At 36.5% G+C, this 16230-nt stretch carries 18 protein-coding genes and 2 other annotated features (1 of these 20 cut by a window edge); all 18 genes read left to right on the top strand.

The window, feature by feature from the left end; all coding sequences use genetic code 11:
* Positions 1-87, top strand: a binding site (T-box leader) (it extends 138 nt beyond the left edge of the window).
* A gap of 55 nt (positions 88-142) precedes the next feature.
* The 18 genes from NST98_RS05090 to NST98_RS05005 all read left to right on the top strand — a co-directional run bounded on the left by NST98_RS05090 (position 143) and on the right by NST98_RS05005 (position 16226).
* A complete protein-coding gene (locus tag NST98_RS05090) occupies positions 143-2788 on the top strand; it encodes a valine--tRNA ligase (RefSeq protein ID WP_340714596.1) in 2646 nt (881 codons plus the stop codon).
* A gap of 7 nt (positions 2789-2795) precedes the next feature.
* Positions 2796-3038, top strand: a complete 243-nt coding sequence (locus NST98_RS05085) for a hypothetical protein (RefSeq protein WP_340714595.1) — start codon at positions 2796-2798, stop codon at positions 3036-3038.
* Between the two features lie 166 nt (positions 3039-3204).
* On the top strand, positions 3205-4509 hold the full coding sequence (locus NST98_RS05080) for a bifunctional folylpolyglutamate synthase/dihydrofolate synthase (protein ID WP_340714594.1): 1305 nt from the start codon (positions 3205-3207) through the stop codon (positions 4507-4509).
* Positions 4493-5743, top strand: coding sequence for a bifunctional folylpolyglutamate synthase/dihydrofolate synthase (locus NST98_RS05075; protein WP_340705351.1), 1251 nt, complete (start codon positions 4493-4495; stop codon positions 5741-5743). The genes NST98_RS05080 and NST98_RS05075 overlap by 17 nt, the downstream gene beginning before the upstream one ends.
* Positions 5744-5930: 187 nt before the next feature.
* Positions 5931-6572 (top strand): hypothetical protein, encoded by a 642-nt coding sequence (locus tag NST98_RS05070; protein ID WP_340714593.1) that lies wholly within the window; start codon positions 5931-5933, stop codon positions 6570-6572.
* 95 nt (positions 6573-6667) lie between these two features.
* A complete protein-coding gene (locus NST98_RS05065) occupies positions 6668-7255 on the top strand; it encodes a Maf family protein (RefSeq protein ID WP_340433972.1) in 588 nt (195 codons plus the stop codon).
* Positions 7256-7270: 15 nt separating this feature from the next.
* Positions 7271-7969: a RadC family protein gene (radC, locus tag NST98_RS05060; protein ID WP_340433970.1), complete on the top strand. Its 699-nt coding sequence runs from the start codon at positions 7271-7273 to the stop codon at positions 7967-7969.
* A 350-nt stretch (positions 7970-8319) separates the two neighbouring features.
* Complete coding sequence (locus tag NST98_RS05055) at positions 8320-9339, top strand: rod shape-determining protein (protein ID WP_340433968.1); 1020 nt, start codon at positions 8320-8322, stop codon at positions 9337-9339.
* 12 nt (positions 9340-9351) lie between these two features.
* Positions 9352-10266 carry a rod shape-determining protein MreC gene (gene mreC / locus NST98_RS05050; RefSeq protein WP_340433966.1) on the top strand — a complete coding sequence of 305 codons (915 nt, stop codon included), beginning with the start codon at positions 9352-9354 and terminating at the stop codon, positions 10264-10266.
* Positions 10266-10793 (top strand): rod shape-determining protein MreD, encoded by a 528-nt coding sequence (gene mreD, locus NST98_RS05045; RefSeq protein WP_016838414.1) that lies wholly within the window; start codon positions 10266-10268, stop codon positions 10791-10793. Before mreC ends, mreD begins: the two co-directional genes overlap by 1 nt.
* A gap of 28 nt (positions 10794-10821) precedes the next feature.
* A complete protein-coding gene (locus NST98_RS05040; protein WP_340714592.1) occupies positions 10822-11487 on the top strand; it encodes a septum site-determining protein MinC in 666 nt (221 codons plus the stop codon).
* A 1-nt stretch (position 11488) separates the two neighbouring features.
* A complete protein-coding gene (gene minD / locus NST98_RS05035) occupies positions 11489-12286 on the top strand; it encodes a septum site-determining protein MinD (protein ID WP_016838412.1) in 798 nt (265 codons plus the stop codon).
* A gap of 211 nt (positions 12287-12497) precedes the next feature.
* On the top strand, positions 12498-13049 hold the full coding sequence (locus NST98_RS05030; protein ID WP_026019083.1) for a peptidoglycan DD-metalloendopeptidase family protein: 552 nt from the start codon (positions 12498-12500) through the stop codon (positions 13047-13049).
* Entirely contained in the window at positions 13022-13660 is a 639-nt protein-coding gene (locus tag NST98_RS05025; RefSeq protein ID WP_340714591.1) for a M50 family metallopeptidase, read from the top strand. The genes NST98_RS05030 and NST98_RS05025 overlap by 28 nt, the downstream gene beginning before the upstream one ends.
* A gap of 43 nt (positions 13661-13703) precedes the next feature.
* Positions 13704-13781 (top strand) — a sequence feature (ribosomal protein L21 leader region).
* Positions 13782-13793: 12 nt separating this feature from the next.
* Positions 13794-14102, top strand: coding sequence for a 50S ribosomal protein L21 (gene rplU / locus NST98_RS05020; RefSeq protein WP_016838408.1), 309 nt, complete (start codon positions 13794-13796; stop codon positions 14100-14102).
* Positions 14103-14113: 11 nt separating this feature from the next.
* Positions 14114-14470, top strand: coding sequence for a ribosomal-processing cysteine protease Prp (locus NST98_RS05015; protein ID WP_016838407.1), 357 nt, complete (start codon positions 14114-14116; stop codon positions 14468-14470).
* Between the two features lie 5 nt (positions 14471-14475).
* On the top strand, positions 14476-14766 hold the full coding sequence (gene rpmA, locus NST98_RS05010; protein WP_026019082.1) for a 50S ribosomal protein L27: 291 nt from the start codon (positions 14476-14478) through the stop codon (positions 14764-14766).
* A 185-nt stretch (positions 14767-14951) separates the two neighbouring features.
* A complete protein-coding gene (locus NST98_RS05005) occupies positions 14952-16226 on the top strand; it encodes an ISL3 family transposase (protein WP_340714590.1) in 1275 nt (424 codons plus the stop codon).
* Positions 16227-16230: the final 4 nt, after the last annotated feature.

The raw sequence follows: 16230 nt of genomic DNA, 5'->3' as shown, positions 1-16230 counted from the left end.
GAACACCGTTATCGAGATGAGCGCTATTTAGACATTTATTGTCTAAATGGAAAAAAGGTGGTACCGCGAAACTCCTTCGTCCTTTTTGGGATAAGGAGTTTTTTATTTTGCCAAAATTCAATCAACTAAAGGAGGAACATTCATGTCAGAAAACGTGACAATGCCAACTAAGTACGATCCAAATTCAGTTGAACAAGGTCGTTATAAATGGTGGCTAGAAGGGAAATTTTTCGAAGCAGATCCAAATAGTGACAAAAAACCATATTCCATTGTTATTCCACCACCAAACGTAACAGGAAAACTGCATCTTGGTCACGCTTGGGATACAACATTGCAAGATATTATTATTCGCATGAAACGGATGCAAGGATATGATGCATTATGGCTTCCAGGTATGGACCATGCTGGAATTGCAACACAAGCAAAAGTAGAAGCGAAGTTGCGTGAAGAAGGAAAAAGTCGCTACGATTTGGGTCGTGAAAAATTCCTTGAAAAAACGTGGGAATGGAAGGAAGAATATGCTAGCCATATTCGTGAACAATGGGCAAAATTAGGATTGTCATTGGACTATACAAAAGAGCGTTTCACATTGGATGAAGGTTTATCTGATGCTGTAAAAGAAGTGTTCGTACGTCTTTATGAAAAAGGATACATTTATCGCGGCGAACGCATCATCAACTGGGACCCGGAAGCAAAAACTGCTTTATCAGATATCGAAGTAATTTATAAAGAAATCCCTGGTGCCTTCTATCATATGAAATATCCGCTTGCGGACGGCTCAGGTTATTTGGAAGTTGCTACTACACGACCTGAAACAATGCTTGGGGATACTGCTGTAGCTGTTCATCCTGAAGATGAACGTTATAAACAGTACATCGGCAAAACAGTAATCTTACCGCTTGTCAATCGTGAAATTCCAATCGTAGCAGATGAATATGTGGATATGGAATTTGGTACAGGTGTTGTGAAAATTACACCAGCCCATGATCCAAATGACTTTGAAGTAGGAAACCGTCACAATTTAGAACGAATTTTAGTAATGAATGAAGACGGTACAATGAACGAAAATGCTGGCAAATATCAAGGTTTAGACCGATTTGAATGCCGCAAGCAAATTGTGGAAGACTTAAAACAACAAGGCTACTTAATAAAAATTGAGGAACATACGCATTCCGTTGGACACTCTGAGCGTTCTGGGGCAATAGTCGAGCCTTATTTATCTAAACAATGGTTCGTAAAAATGAAGCCTCTTGCAGAAGCGGCATTGAAACTTCAACAAGATGAAGAAAATAAAGTGTATTTTGTTCCACCACGCTTTGAAAATACGTATATTCATTGGATGGAAAATATTAAAGACTGGTGTATTTCTCGTCAGCTTTGGTGGGGCCATCAAATTCCTGCTTGGTATCATAATGAAACGGGTGAAATTTATGTTGGAAAAGAACCACCTAAAGATGCGGAAAATTGGACGCAAGATCCGGACGTATTAGATACGTGGTTCTCTAGTGCATTATGGCCGTTCTCAACAATGGGTTGGCCGGATACAAATCATGAATTATATCAACGCTATTATCCAACAAATACGCTTGTTACAGGTTATGACATCATCTTCTTCTGGGTATCCCGCATGATTTTCCAAGGGCTCGAATTTACAGGAAACCGCCCATTTAAAGACGTGCTCATTCATGGCTTAGTTCGTGACGGGGAAGGACGTAAAATGAGTAAGTCCCTTGGAAACGGTGTAGACCCAATGGATGTGATTGACCAGTACGGTGCAGACTCTCTACGCTACTTCTTAGCAACCGGCTCTACACCAGGTCAAGACTTACGTTATACGAATGAAAAAGTCGAAGCGATTTGGAATTTTGCAAATAAAATTTGGAATGCATCTCGCTTTGCACTCATGAATATGAACGGTTTAAAATACGAAGAAATTGATTTATCCGGTGAATTGAGTGTTAGCGATAAATGGATTTTGACACGATTAAATGAAACGATTGAAAAAGTAACAGACTTAGCTGAACGTTATGAGTTCGGTGAAGTTGGGCGTGAATTGTACAACTTCATTTGGGATGACTTCTGTTCATGGTATATTGAAATGGCGAAGCTTCCACTATATGGAGACGATGAAGCGGCAAAACTTACAACTCGCTCAGTACTTGCGTATGTGCTTGACAATACAATGCGCCTACTTCATCCAATGATGCCATTCATTACAGAAGAAATTTGGCAACACCTTCCACATGAAGGGGAATCCATCACTGTTGCTGAGTGGCCAAAAGTAAGACCAGAATTTAATTTCAAAGAAGAATCTAATCATATGAAACTTCTTATGGACATTATACGTTCAGTTCGAAATATCCGTGCAGAAGTGAATACGCCAATCAGCAAAAAAGTTCCTTTATTTATTAAAGCGAAAGATGCGGAAACAGTAAAAATTCTAGAGGACAATAAAGCTTATATTGAGAAGTTCTGCAATCCAGAACAATTAGTGATTGGGGAACAGGTTGCAACACCTGAAAAATCGATGACAGCAGTTGTGACAGGTGCAGAGCTATTCTTGCCGTTAGCAGGGCTCATTAACTTAGAAGAAGAAATTGCACGTCTTGAAAAAGAGTTAGATAAATGGGCGAAGGAAGTAAAATTAGTATCTGGCAAGCTTTCCAACGAGAACTTCGTGAAAAAAGCTCCGGAAGCACTAGTTGCTAAAGAACGTGAAAAACTTGCTGACTATCAAGAAAAATATGATACAGTGAAAAAACGTTTGGATGAATTGAAGCAAATGTAATCATTTTTTGATTTTGAAATTCGCTCAAGCTGAAGTATTTTTTCGGCTTGGCGAATTTTTTCATGTGCGGTGGAGAGTATGGAATCCAACTGCACAAGCTAGTGTGTTATCTGCACAAGTGGAGGATTCAACCGCACGAGCAGGGGTGTTATCTACACGAGTATGGAATCCAACTGCACAAGCTAGTGTGTTATCTGCGCAAGCGGAAAATCCACTCGCACGAGCAAGGATGTTATATCTGCACAAGTAGATTGATATTTACAGGACTAGGGATTCTATCTGCGCAAACTAAAGATGTATCCTCACAAGCTAGTGAGTTATCTACATAGGCAGTTTATTTATTATCAAAAATCATTTCTTTGATGATACGCCATTCCTTTTGGAGTAAAATTATGATGGTTAGGAGGCGGGGTTATTTGTTTACATCAATGGAAGAATGTACGAATTTTATGTTTGGTTTAAAGGCTGAAAAGCATAAAGGGGAACCTTTTCAGGTAATGAACAAAATTTTGCCACTTATTAACAATCCCCATGAAAAAGTCAAGTTTATACATATTGCTGGTTCGAATGGGAAAGGTTCTACTTTAAATTATTTAAAGGAAATTTTACAACATGCTCAATATAAAGTAGGAGCCTTTACATCACCGCATTTAGAACGGGTGAATGAACGAATCACCATTAATGGTATAGATATTCCAGATGAACGATTTTTATCCCTTGCGAATCAGCTATTTAAAATTATTGATGAACTGGGAGAGTATTATCCTAGCTTTTTTGAACTAATGACACTTATCGCGTTTATGTATTTTGCAGAAGAAGAAGTTGATATTGCACTTATTGAAGCTGGAATAGGTGGCCGTTTCGATTGTACAAATATCATCACACCATTATGTTCTATTATTACAACAGTATCTCTAGATCATACTGAAATACTTGGGGATACTTTAACTGAAATTGCCTATCAAAAAGCGGGGATTATTAAAAAAAATATACCTGTGGTTACCGCCGTTCAGGATCAAGAAGCAATAAATATTATTCGTCACGAAGCAGAACAAAAACTAGCTCCTATATTTGTTTATGGGGAAGACTTTTTCGTGTCGAATATTACGTTGAATACATCAAATCAGCATTTTACGTACCATTTAGGCAATGTGAAGTTAGATATATCATTAAAGATGATGGGTGCCCATCAAATCGTAAATGCCAGTTGTGCATTAACTGCAATAACTATACTTAGAAGCATCGGTTTTTCTAATATTACAGATCATCACATTCAATCAGCATTAGAAAAAGCGTTTTGGCCTGGGCGCTTCGAACGGCTTGGTAAACAAGTTATATTAGATGGCTCTCATAATCCGGAAGGAACTAGGGCGCTCATTGGTACTCTTATAAATCAATATCCAGACTATAAGTATAAGTTTATTTATTCTGTAATGAACGATAAAGATTATAAAGAGAGCATTTCCATGTTAGACAAAGTTGCAGAAGCGATTTATTTCACAGAGATACCTATACCGCGCGCTGCGAAAGCAAAGAATTTAGCAAGTTGTTCAGGGCATCCTTTTAAGGTTGTAAATGAAAACTGGAAGATGCTTATAGAACAGCAGTTGAAGAATCTGGAGAAAGATGAATTACTCATCATAACAGGTTCTATTTTATTCATTGCGGAAGTTCGGAAATATTTAAAGATGAAGGAAGAAGCGTATGATTCTCAATTTTGAACAATATAAAGAAAGATGGAATGTTCATAGTGACAGTATGATAAAACCGGGATTAGAGTCGATAAAAAGAGCGTTGACATTGCTTCATAATCCACAAGAAAAGCTTAAAGTAGTACATGTTGCAGGTACGAATGGAAAAGGTTCAACCATCGCCTTTTTAGAACAAATGGCGCTAAATCATGGACTATCCGTTGGAAAATTTATGTCACCATGTGTGGTGGATGTACACGATCAAATTCAAATAAACGGTAAACCGATTACACAAAAGCAAATGGACGTTGTTTTTCAACAAATGAAACACGCAGGAATCAGCGGATTATTAACGGATTTTGAGCTCCTTACATGTGCAGCGTTTCTTCATTTTGCTAATGAGCAAGTAGATTTAGTGCTTCTTGAAACGGGCTTAGGCGGATTAGAAGACAGCACAAATGTAGTCAATCCATTAGTTTCAATTATCACTAGCATCGCCCTAGAGCATACTCAAATTCTAGGTCATACGATTAAGCAAATTGCACAGCATAAAGCAGGAATTGTGAAATATGGGAAACCTGTGGTGATCGGAAAATTACCAGAAGAAGCTTTAACTGTTGTGAAACAAAAAGCCCATATTCAACAATCACCTTTGTATGCTTATGACGAGACGTTTACTGTTGAGGCAGATGAACAAGGGGAAAAGTATATAAATTTCAAGGAAAAAATAATAATTGAAAAACTCAAGAGAAAGTTGCTAGGTGCCCACCAAGGAGAAAATATGGCACTTGCAATTACTGCTTTTATAGAGGTGGCGAAAATCTTACAAATTGAAGTTCAGATCGATTTGGTTCGACAAGCAGTGAGTTGCACAAGTTTACCTTCTCGTTTTGAACAAGTGTTTCCGAATGTCTATTTTGATGGAGCCCATAATCCAGCTAGCATTGAGAAACTTATCGAAACGATTAAACAACAGTTACCAAATAAAAGGATTCGCTTCGTTCTAGGAATGGTTGCAGATAAAGATATTGAAAAAGTGTTGCGCTCCTTAGAAACTATTAGCGATGAATTTTATTTTGTCGATTTTCAAAATAATCGAGCAGCGAAAGCAAAAGATTTACTGCATCTTTCAAAGGCGAAGAAAAAAGTAATATTAAAAGACTATATCCCATTTATTCAATCAAGTGTAAATTTTGAAGGGATTACATTCGTGACCGGTTCCCTTTATTTATTAGCAGAAATACGCAATCAATTAAGAATATGATTTAATGTCTCAAGACCTTAGAAATCTATTATATTGATAAACCCTTTTCTAATGGTTTCTTACAAATAATTATCTTTTAGATTTGTTCCATTATCATTTTCAATTAAAAATAAACATATGAAATAATATAGACATTGTTCGACTACAGATTTGAAATGGTGATTGTTGAATTGAAAAGGGTGATTCGATGAAATTTCCACATATCATTGGGCGACGAGAAATCGTAAGGGCTGCTCTATTAGGTTCTATTACAGGGATTGTAGGTGTTCTATTATTCATTCTTATACTAAATTCCATGAATTCAACTTATACCGAGCAGAAACATCAAAATGAATTAATTCCCGTTAGCTCGCAACAAACAGAAGAGAATGAAGAAGATGTGAAGGATGGCTACAGTGAGCAATTTTATGCCAATCAGCATGGAGTTTTTTCAAGCTTTGAAGCTGCAACAGATTTTGTATATGGCTATGCTAGTTTAAACACAAGCGCTGTCGTTGAAATTGATGGGAATTATTATGTTTGGTCCAGTGTTTCGACTACGAAAGAAGGGGGCGTGAAATCTGATGATCCTCCTTCCTTTGCCAAGCCTTTTACATTATCCGCTGCAGGTTGTTCTGAACCAGCTTTAAAAAATCTTCCTTCTTTACTGAAAAGTAATGACCCTGCAAAATTTAATTTTGAAGGTGTCAAAAATAAAGAAGATTTTCCTCCCGATTGGCAGACAATATCCTTCGCATTGTCAAGTATATCAAGTGATTTATCAATTGTTCGAATGCATCTATTAGCCCACTATTTTACAGAAAATGACTGTTTGAAAATTAAATTTTAAAGGTACAAAGGGCAGTCAAATTTGTTATTTCCTAAAGTACGATGAATTTTTCAAAATCCCATTCCTAGGCTATATTATGTATAGGAGGAATGGAAATGAAATTTAGAACAAGTCATCAACTCGTTTTAGCGTCAGCCTCACCAAGAAGAAAAGAATTATTTGCAAAGCTAGGAGTCCCTTTTGAAATAATGGCGAGCAGTGTGGAAGAGACTTCAGTGCAAGCGAGGGACTTCAAAGATTATGTTCAAAAAGTAGCACTATTAAAAACGCAAGATGTGGCAAGTCATTGCCCTGGAAAAACAATCATTGGTGCAGATACTATCGTTGTGTTCAATGATGAGCTTCTTCACAAGCCAAAAACAAAGGAAGAAGCGATTCGCCATTTAGAAAAACTCTCATCGAATCGCCATCAAGTGATGACTGCTGTGGCTATCATAACAAAAGATCGGCAAGCGGAATCCTTTGTAGAAGTAACCGACGTATATTTTAAAAACCTACCGAAACCGATGATTGAAATGTATGTTCAAACAAAAGACCCTTTTGATAAAGCTGGTGGTTATGGGATTCAAACAGCTGGTGCATTATTTATCGACCGAATAGAAGGTGATTATAATACGGTAGTTGGACTTCCGATTGCATCCCTATTTGAAAAAATGGTGAAATTAAAAATTATCGAACTATAGGGGGTATGTAATGATATGTCCATCGGCACTTTTCCTGATTTGATGATACGCGATTTACATATCGATGATCGTCCGAGGGAAAGGCTAATAAAACAGGGGCCGCAGAGCTTATCAAACCAAGAACTAATTGCTATTTTATTAAGAACGGGAACGAAGCAAGAATCGGTTTTATCATTAGCAAATCGTGTGCTCAATTATTTTGAAAAATTACATGAATTAAAACATGCTACGTTGGAAGAAATTGTATCAATTAAAGGAATCGGTCAAGCGAAAGCAGTGCAATTATTGGCAGCAATTGAGCTAGGTAGAAGACTATCTCAAAAGCAAATGGATTCACGCTTTACGATTCGCTCTCCAAAAGATGCTGCATCTTTTTTGATGCCTGAAATAGGCTCTTTACAACAAGAGCATTTTGTAGCATTGTATTTAAATGTGAAAAATCAGGTGATTCATAAGCAAACGATTTTCATTGGAAGCTTGAATTCGTCCATCGTCCATCCCCGTGAAATATTTAAAGAAGCTGTGAAACGTTCAGCTGCTTCAATTATTTGTGCCCACAACCATCCGAGTGGAAATGCAACACCAAGTCCTGAAGATATTGAAGTGACAAAGAGGCTTCAAGAAGCGGGATTTATTATTGGAATAGAACTAATTGATCATATCATTATTGGTGATCATCAATACGTTAGTTTAAAAGAGCAAGGTTATATTTAATTCATAAGTCAAATATGACAGGTTGATTCCAAAAAAGTCGAAAGTCCCCATTTTTTGGATTTTCGGCTTTTTTTCGTGACGATTTTATTTCAACGAACCTGTTTTCGTAAAGTTCGTCTAATAAAAGGTGGATTTGTAATGAGATTGTAATTTCAAATAATGTTTTTTTCATTGTTTCAATCGCTATTTCACAATACAATGATAAATGCGAAAATTATATGTGTTGCATGCAAAGCGGGTAAAAACTATTTGTAACACTATAATTTTTCGACATTATCCGCTATAATAAAACTTATGATTTTGGACAGTCTTAGTGAAAGAAAGGCGTAAATAGAAAGGAAGTACAAAACTTGTTTGGATTAGGACAAAAAGATGTAGGTATAGACCTTGGTACAGCGAATACTTTAGTTTTTGTTAAAGGAAAAGGAATTGTGTTACGTGAACCATCTGTTGTGGCGAAAAATACAAAAACAGGTGATATTGTTGCAGTCGGAAATGATGCGAAAAATATGATTGGTCGTACACCTGGCTCCATAGTAGCTATTCGACCAATGAAAGATGGTGTTATTGCAGATTTCGATATTACGACTGCGATGATTCAATATTATTTAAAGCAGGCGTTGAAAAATTCTAGTTCAAATTGGAAAAAACCAAATGTGATGATTTGTGTACCATATGGTATTACTTCTGTTGAACAGCGAGCAGTTATTGATGCAGCTCGCCAAGCAGGAGCAAAAGAAGCCTTTACAATTGAAGAGCCTTTTGCAGCTGCCATCGGTGCAGAACTTCCAGTTTGGGATCCAACTGGTTCTATGGTAGTTGATATAGGAGGAGGAACGACGGAGGTTGCCGTTATTTCCTTAGGTGGCATCGTGACAAGCGAATCTGTTCGAATTGCTGGGGATGCAATGGATCAAGCAATCATAAGCTATATCCGTAAAACATATAACTTAACGATTGGAGAAAGAACAGCAGAACAGATTAAGATGGAAATTGGTACAGCACGTGTTGATGAAATGGATGAAAAGATGGAAATTCGTGGCCGAGATTTATTGACAGGGTTACCGAAAACAATTGAAATTTCAGCTAGTGAAATTTCTGAATCATTAAAAGAAGCCATTGCAGCTATAATTGATGGTGTGAAGAAAACATTAGAAAAAACCCCACCAGAACTTTCTGCAGACGTCATGGAACGAGGAATCGTTCTTACAGGTGGTGGAGCGCTCTTAAAAAATCTTGATAAAGTAATAAGTGACGAGACAAAAATGCCTGTATTTATTGCTGAAAATCCGTTAGATTGTGTTGCGTTAGGTACAGGAAAAGCGTTAGAACATATTGATTTAATTCGATCTCAGCAGTTGAAAAAATAAGGGGGGATAGCAATGCCACATTTTTCGAACAAAAAACTCATTATACTTTTAGTTGGTATGATTTTACTTGTGGCATTGATCAGCTTTTCATTACGCGATCGTCAAAATGCGACTCTCCCCGAACAATTCATTAAAGATTCAGTTGGCTTAGCACAAAGTGTTGTTGCTAAGCCAGCTAATTACATAACAGGTATCTTTTATAATATTCAATCATTATTAAATACTTATGAAGAAAACCAGCGCTTGAAAATGAGGTTGGAAGATTTTGCAGTTTTACAGGCAGAAGTAAATACTTTAAAGTCGGAAAACGAACAATTGCGGGAACTATTGGAAAAAAAAGAGAGCTTACGAGATTACGATCCGCTTCGTGCAACAGTCATTGCAAGAAATCCTGATCAGTGGGAAGAAAAAATTATTATCAATAAAGGCTCTTCCCATGGTGTAAAGCAAAACATGGCGGTTATGACGACTAAAGGATTAATTGGTAAAATAAGTTTAGTTACTCCTTTTACTTCTGAAGTGGAATTATTGTATACAAACAATCCAAATTTCCGAGTTTCAGCAATGGTTCAAGGTGAAAAAGTGGTCGCTTTTGGATTAATTGAAGGATATGACGAAGAGCGTAATGAATTAATATTAAAAAGAATTGATTCCAGTATAGAAATTAATGTAGGTGAAAAAGTCGTTACTTCAGGTTTAGGAGGTATTTTCCCAAAAGGAATACTCATTGGAGAAATTACAGAAGTGACAACGGAAGACTTTGGTTTAACGAAAATGGCCTATATACGTCCATCTGCTAATTTTTCAATGTTAGAAGAAGTCATTATTGCAAAGCGTAGTGCAACGGTCATCGACGGTTCTGATGGTGATGGAACAAATGCAGACTTAACAAATAATACAGGAATACCGGGTGAGGGTGAAGAATAATGTGGATCCGCTTAACGATTCCCTTTATCGCAATTGTATTATTTTTATTAGAACCTGAATTCGCATTGTTCTCACCGATTGAATGGAACGGGGAGATAATTTATTTAGTTCCTCGTTTTCTTATACTTTATTTAATTTTTATTTCTATTTATTACAGTCGCAAACGTGCTGTAACGTACGGATTGTTTTTTGGACTCTTGTACGATGTGTTTTACATTGATATCATTGGCTTATACACTGTGTTGTACCCACTGGTATGTTATACAGCTGGTTGGTCTGTAAAATATATCCACCAACATTTAAGTATTACGACAATTTTGTCAGTAGTTTTAGTTGCATTGATGGAACTTATTTTATACTATTTCTTCCATTTTATTCAATTTACCACTTTGCCTTTTAAAGAGTTTTTATTGATTCGATTAATCCCTTCAATTCTAGCTAATTTACTCTACTTAATTATGCTTGGTTGGGCATTTAAATATTTAATAGATGCGCGAGTATTGCAAAAAGCTCGCGAACTATCTTAATTTTAATCAAGCGAGAGGTGTCACTCTTATGAAAAAACAGTTTGTCCATATGAAAGGGACAAAAGACGGTTTAGTGCTTCGGCTTGATGATCAGTGCGCCTACGCAGAACTGGTTGAAGAACTTGAGAAAAAAGTATCAGAAGGTGGAATTGATGGTAGAGTGAATGTCTCTCTCGATTTAGGCTATCGATACCTTCTTGAACATCAAAAACAAGAAATAATTAAAATTATTGAGCAACCTGGTAAAATGGTCGTATCGAAAGTGTTTAGCAATGTCATTACAGTGGATGAAAACAATGCAAAAATTCAAGAAAATCAATGTGATACATATGTAGGCATTGTTCGTTCAGGACAAGTCATTCAAGCGCCAGGTGATATTATTATTGTTGGCGATGTCAATCCAAATGGAAAAATTGAAGCTGGTGGAAATATATTCGTATTGGGAAAATTAAAAGGCATCGCTCATGCTGGGATTGACGGGAATCGTGAGGCCATTGTAGCTGCTTCATGGTTCGAACCAACTCATGTTTACATAGCAGATGTGATTGAAGTGATGTCGAATGAAAAACCAATTATAAAAGAACATGCAGAGCAATTATTTGCATATATAAATAAAAATGGAAATATTTCATATGATCGATTACAAGAAGTGCGAAATATACGACCATTACTAAACACAAAAGGAGGTAGCTAATGTGGGGGAAGCTATTGTAATAACTTCAGGTAAAGGCGGAGTTGGCAAAACGACAACAACAGCTAACCTAGGTACTGCTCTAGCACTTCAAGGGAAAAAAGTATGCTTAGTGGATACGGATATTGGCCTCAGAAATTTAGACCTTGTTCTTGGTTTAGACAATCGCATCATCTACGATTTAGTAGATGTGGTTGAAGGGCGCTGCAAAATTCATCAAGCTTTAGTAAAAGACAAACGTGTAGACGATAAATTATTTTTACTGCCAGCTGCCCAAACAACTGATAAGAATGCCGTGACACCTGAGCAAATGAAAAGTTTAATTGAAGAATTAAAACGAGAATTTGAATATGTTTTAATTGATTGTCCTGCAGGGATAGAGCAAGGTTATCGCAATGCTGTAGCTGGTGCAGATAGTGCTATCGTTGTTACAACTCCAGAAATTTCTGCAGTGCGTGATGCAGATCGAATTATCGGTTTACTCGAACAAGAGCAAATTGATCCTCCGAAGCTTATCATTAACCGAGTTCGAAAAGATTTAATGAACCAAGGTGATGCAATGGACATCAATGAAATTACAACGCATTTATCCATTGATTTATTAGGAATTATAATCGATTGTGAGGACGTTATTGCTTCTTCAAATAAGGGTGAGCCAATCGTGATGGATCCAAATAATAAAGCTTCATTGGGATATCGTAACATCGCTAGAAGAATTTTAGGAGAATCGGTTCCATTGATGACGCTTGAAGAACAGCATAAAGGAGTATTTAGAAAATTAATTTCAATCTTTTCAAAATAATACAGAGGAGAAAAAAGACTGTACAAAAAGGGTTCTGAAGCTTTGTGGATAGCAATTTAAATTGATTTCCGCAAAGTCGAGAAAGAATCAACAACTTATGTTAACTTTTTGAGCAGTCTTATTATTCATCCCTTTATTCTCATTTTTCAACATATAGAATCGTATTTTCATATTTTTCATATACTAAGGAAAAATGAGAATGGATGAGGGTATGAACAAAAAATGGAAATGGATCGCTTCATTTTTGCTTTGTACCGGTGTGCTGATTGGTAACTTCTTACATGAAACGGGAAGAATCTCCATTGATGTGAAAAAAATTGTATATAGTTCTGAAGATTTAACGTTCATGAGAAATGTTTTAAGGGAGATATTTGATAAGAAAGCACATGACACGATTGCTGTTTCCTCAGAGCCTATTAATCAAGAATTATTAACATTTGTACAAGTTAAGCCATACTTCAAAGGGTATTTATTTACCTACGAAGAATCGGTACCCTTAATTGCGATTGATCATGGTCTAGTCGTATATACGGGATATTCAAAAGATACAGGGAAAACGATTTCAGTATATTATGAGGATGATACGACTGTGACTTATGGAAATGTGGATTCTTTTTCATTGTTGCCTTACACATCTATTGAAAGAGGAGGCACAATCGGGAAAAAAGAGCCAGGGGATTTGTACATTCAAGTAGAGAAGGATGGGAACATTCTTAATTTAGAAGAAACATTACTATGGATGAAAGAGCATATGCGACCATGATGCGTATGACGATTCATCCATTATTTTTACCCCTTTTATTTGGCATGATACTTTATGGAAATGTTTCCTATTATGCACTTATTCTAACTTCATTATTAATTCACGAATTTGGACATATTCTAATAGCTTGGCTGTTAGGGGTAAAAGTCAAGCGATGTGTACTCATGCCGTATGGTGGGGAAATTGAACTTGAAGGTGGCTACTCGTTGTCGCCTCACAAGCAACTCCTTATTAGCTTAGGAGGACCTGTCGCTACATTTTGTTGTATGTTGATGGCTCCTTTTCTAGATCCTTTATTGGCCAAGCCTTTTATAAAAATTCAAATCGTTTTATTGTGCATCAATTTAATACCTGTATGGCCTCTCGATGGAGGAAGAATTGTTTTCGCGCTTATTTTACTTTTTTGTAAAAAAGCGAAAGTATATGAATTGTTTTTAGCAATCTCTTTCATACTAATTACGTTGACGGTAATCATTACATTTATTCTGTTGCCAAAAACACTATTTTTATTTGTTCTTAGTATTTTCTTATGGTTTCATATCATACAAGAATGGCGTTATCGAAAATACCGAATTGCCTTTGAAAAATATGTATTGAATCGATTGACTTAACACATTCAGTATGATAACATTTCATATGTTATTGTTTGTAGCACCTGTGCTACAACCGCTCTGGAAAGGTTATAAAGTATCATGATGATCACCTTTCTTACAGGCGAGTCTTAGACTAGAGGAGGTGCAAGTAATGTACGCTATTATCGAAACTGGTGGAAAACAGTATAAAGTTGAAGCTGGACAAGAAATTTACGTAGAAAAATTAGGTGTTGAGCCAAACGAAGTAGTAACTTTCGATAAAGTTCTTTTCGTTGGTGGCGAAACAGTGAAAGTTGGTACTCCAACTGTTGAAGGGGCAACTGTAACAGCGAAAGTTGTGAAAGAAGGCCGTGGTAAAAAAATCACTGTTTTCAAATACAAACCTAAGAAAAACTATCGTCGTAAACAAGGTCACCGTCAACCTTATACTAAATTAGTAATTGAATCAATCAACGCATAAGAGGTGACCGGATGATTACGGTAACCCTACATCACGACGAAAATCGCCGTGTATCTGCCTTTGAATTTTCTGGACATGCTGAATACGATGAATCAGGGAAAGATTTAGTATGTGCAGGGGCATCGACCATTGCGATTGGTACGGTCAATGCCATTTATGCACTATTAAATATTGAACCGAAAATCGAGCAGGCAAATGAAGGTGGAGGCTACTTAAAAGTAGACTTGCCAACGGATATAGATTCAGAAGTAGATGAAAAATTACAATTGATTGTGCAAGTAATGACTGCGCAAGTTTATTCAATGGTACAAAATTACGGTCAATATATCCAAATCAACTACAGGCAAGTAGGAGGTGGAACACAATGAAATTATTGTTATCATTAGACCTTCAATTTTTCGCTTCTAAAAAAGGGGTAGGTTCTACTAAGAACGGTCGTGACTCTGAAGCAAAACGCCTTGGTGCAAAACGTGCGGATGGTCAATTTGTAACTGGTGGTTCAATTCTTTACCGTCAACGCGGTACAAGAATTTACCCAGGTGCTAACGTAGGCCGCGGTGGAGACGACACACTTTACGCTAAAATTGACGGAATTGTACGCTTCGAACGTATGGGGCGCGATAAGAAAAAAGTAAGTGTATACCCTGTTGCACAAGAAGCATAATTTGATTGATTATGAAAGGACTGCAAATGCAGTCCTTTTTTCTATCTAAAAAAACTGGCTCTATAATATTTGGTGTTGGTGAGTATAAACCAGCACCAATTTTTTTGAACAAAAAAAATGAGACAGTGACAAAACTCTGGTAAAATGTAATCGCCAAAACACATTTTCCAAAGGAGTTGTGTCACATGTCTCACCATCATTCTATACGAAACCTACTCAATATAAAAGACAAAAATATCACATTTGATGAAAATTTTTGTTCTACCGAAACAATCAAAAAAGTAAAAGCGAAAGTCTTTCATGGGACGTTAACGTATCAACCAAAAGCTTGTTATGCTTGTGGACATGTCTTCGATGATCAAATCATTAAACACGGTTTTAAAACGTCTCTCATTAAAATGCCTAGCATTTCAGGTTTTCATACCTACTTAAAATTGCGTAAACAGCGTTATTTCTGTAAACATTGTCATTCCACGTTTACTTTAAAAACGAGCGTCGTGGCTAAAAACTGTTGTATTTCCAACAATACCAAAGTATCGATTGCTTTAAACGCCAAAGATAAAATATCCGAAAAAGATATTGCGATGAAACATCATGTTTCTCATGCCACTGTCAGTCGTGTCATTGACAGCTTTTATAGCTACTATCAACCAAATGTTCACTACCTTCCAAAGCATTTGTGTTTTGATGAGTTTAAATCAGTGAAATCCGCAGCTGGAGCGATGTCCTTTATTTTCTGCGACTCTGAAACGGGGGAGATTGTGGATATCGTGGAGGACCGGAGATTATCTGTCCTCAAAGAGTATTTCTTACGGTATTCCAAGAAGGCGAGAGATGCGGTAAAAACGATTGTCATCGATATGTATAGCCCTTATATTTCCTTAATCCAAGAAGTTTTCCCTAAAGCGGAAATCGTACTCGACAAATTCCATATCCTCCAACTATTTAGCAGAGCTTTAAACAAAACGCGCATCAACGTCATGAATCGGGATAAAAAGAATTACAATAAATTGAAAAAATACTGGAAGCTCCTTCTGAAAGATCAAACAAAACTTGATTATAAGAACTATACATATCATCGTTGCTTTAAAAAGCATATGTGTGAGGTGGAGATTCTCCACTATCTCATTGATTTAGATTCTGAATTAAAAGCGTCCTATGAGTTATACCAATACGTTCGACATTACATCAAAACCAAAGACTTTGAGCTCCTAAAGAAAACATTAGAGAATAAACAAAATATCGTTTCCAGCTATATGAAAACCGCCATCAAGACAATCAACAAATACATCAATTATGTCGAGAATACGCTAAAGTACGATTATAATAACGGCATTTTAGAGGGGATTCATAACAAAATCAAAGTGATTAAACGCATTTCTTTCGGTTATCGATCCTTCTATCACTTTAGAAACCGAATATTCATTACCCAAAACTTAGCGAAAATAAAAACAGCTTAGGGGA

Origin of the sequence: Ureibacillus sp. FSL W8-0352 (genome assembly GCF_038004345.1) — a bacterium.
GTDB classification, from domain to species: domain Bacteria; phylum Bacillota; class Bacilli; order Bacillales_A; family Planococcaceae; genus Ureibacillus; species Ureibacillus thermosphaericus.
The sequence above is the reverse complement of the archived record's forward strand: the minus strand, read 5'-3'. Positions and strand labels throughout refer to the sequence as shown.

Excerpts from the sequence above, each read along its gene's own strand:
- NST98_RS05025 (WP_340714591.1), top strand. The coding sequence starts at position 13,022 with ATGGATGAAAGAGCATATGCGACCATGATGCGTATGACGATTCATCCA.
- NST98_RS05015 (WP_016838407.1), top strand. The coding sequence starts at position 14,114 with ATGATTACGGTAACCCTACATCACGACGAAAATCGCCGTGTATCTGCC.
- NST98_RS05040 (WP_340714592.1), top strand. The coding sequence starts at position 10,822 with ATGAAAAAACAGTTTGTCCATATGAAAGGGACAAAAGACGGTTTAGTG.
- NST98_RS05070 (WP_340714593.1), top strand. The coding sequence starts at position 5,931 with ATGAAATTTCCACATATCATTGGGCGACGAGAAATCGTAAGGGCTGCT.
- NST98_RS05075 (WP_340705351.1), top strand. The coding sequence starts at position 4,493 with ATGATTCTCAATTTTGAACAATATAAAGAAAGATGGAATGTTCATAGT.
- mreD (WP_016838414.1), top strand. The coding sequence starts at position 10,266 with ATGTGGATCCGCTTAACGATTCCCTTTATCGCAATTGTATTATTTTTA.
- NST98_RS05090 (WP_340714596.1), top strand. The coding sequence starts at position 143 with ATGTCAGAAAACGTGACAATGCCAACTAAGTACGATCCAAATTCAGTT.
- NST98_RS05065 (WP_340433972.1), top strand. The coding sequence starts at position 6,668 with ATGAAATTTAGAACAAGTCATCAACTCGTTTTAGCGTCAGCCTCACCA.
- rplU (WP_016838408.1), top strand. The coding sequence starts at position 13,794 with ATGTACGCTATTATCGAAACTGGTGGAAAACAGTATAAAGTTGAAGCT.
- NST98_RS05005 (WP_340714590.1), top strand. The coding sequence starts at position 14,952 with ATGTCTCACCATCATTCTATACGAAACCTACTCAATATAAAAGACAAA.
- radC (WP_340433970.1), top strand. The coding sequence starts at position 7,271 with ATGTCCATCGGCACTTTTCCTGATTTGATGATACGCGATTTACATATC.
- mreC (WP_340433966.1), top strand. The coding sequence starts at position 9,352 with ATGCCACATTTTTCGAACAAAAAACTCATTATACTTTTAGTTGGTATG.
- NST98_RS05030 (WP_026019083.1), top strand. The coding sequence starts at position 12,498 with ATGAACAAAAAATGGAAATGGATCGCTTCATTTTTGCTTTGTACCGGT.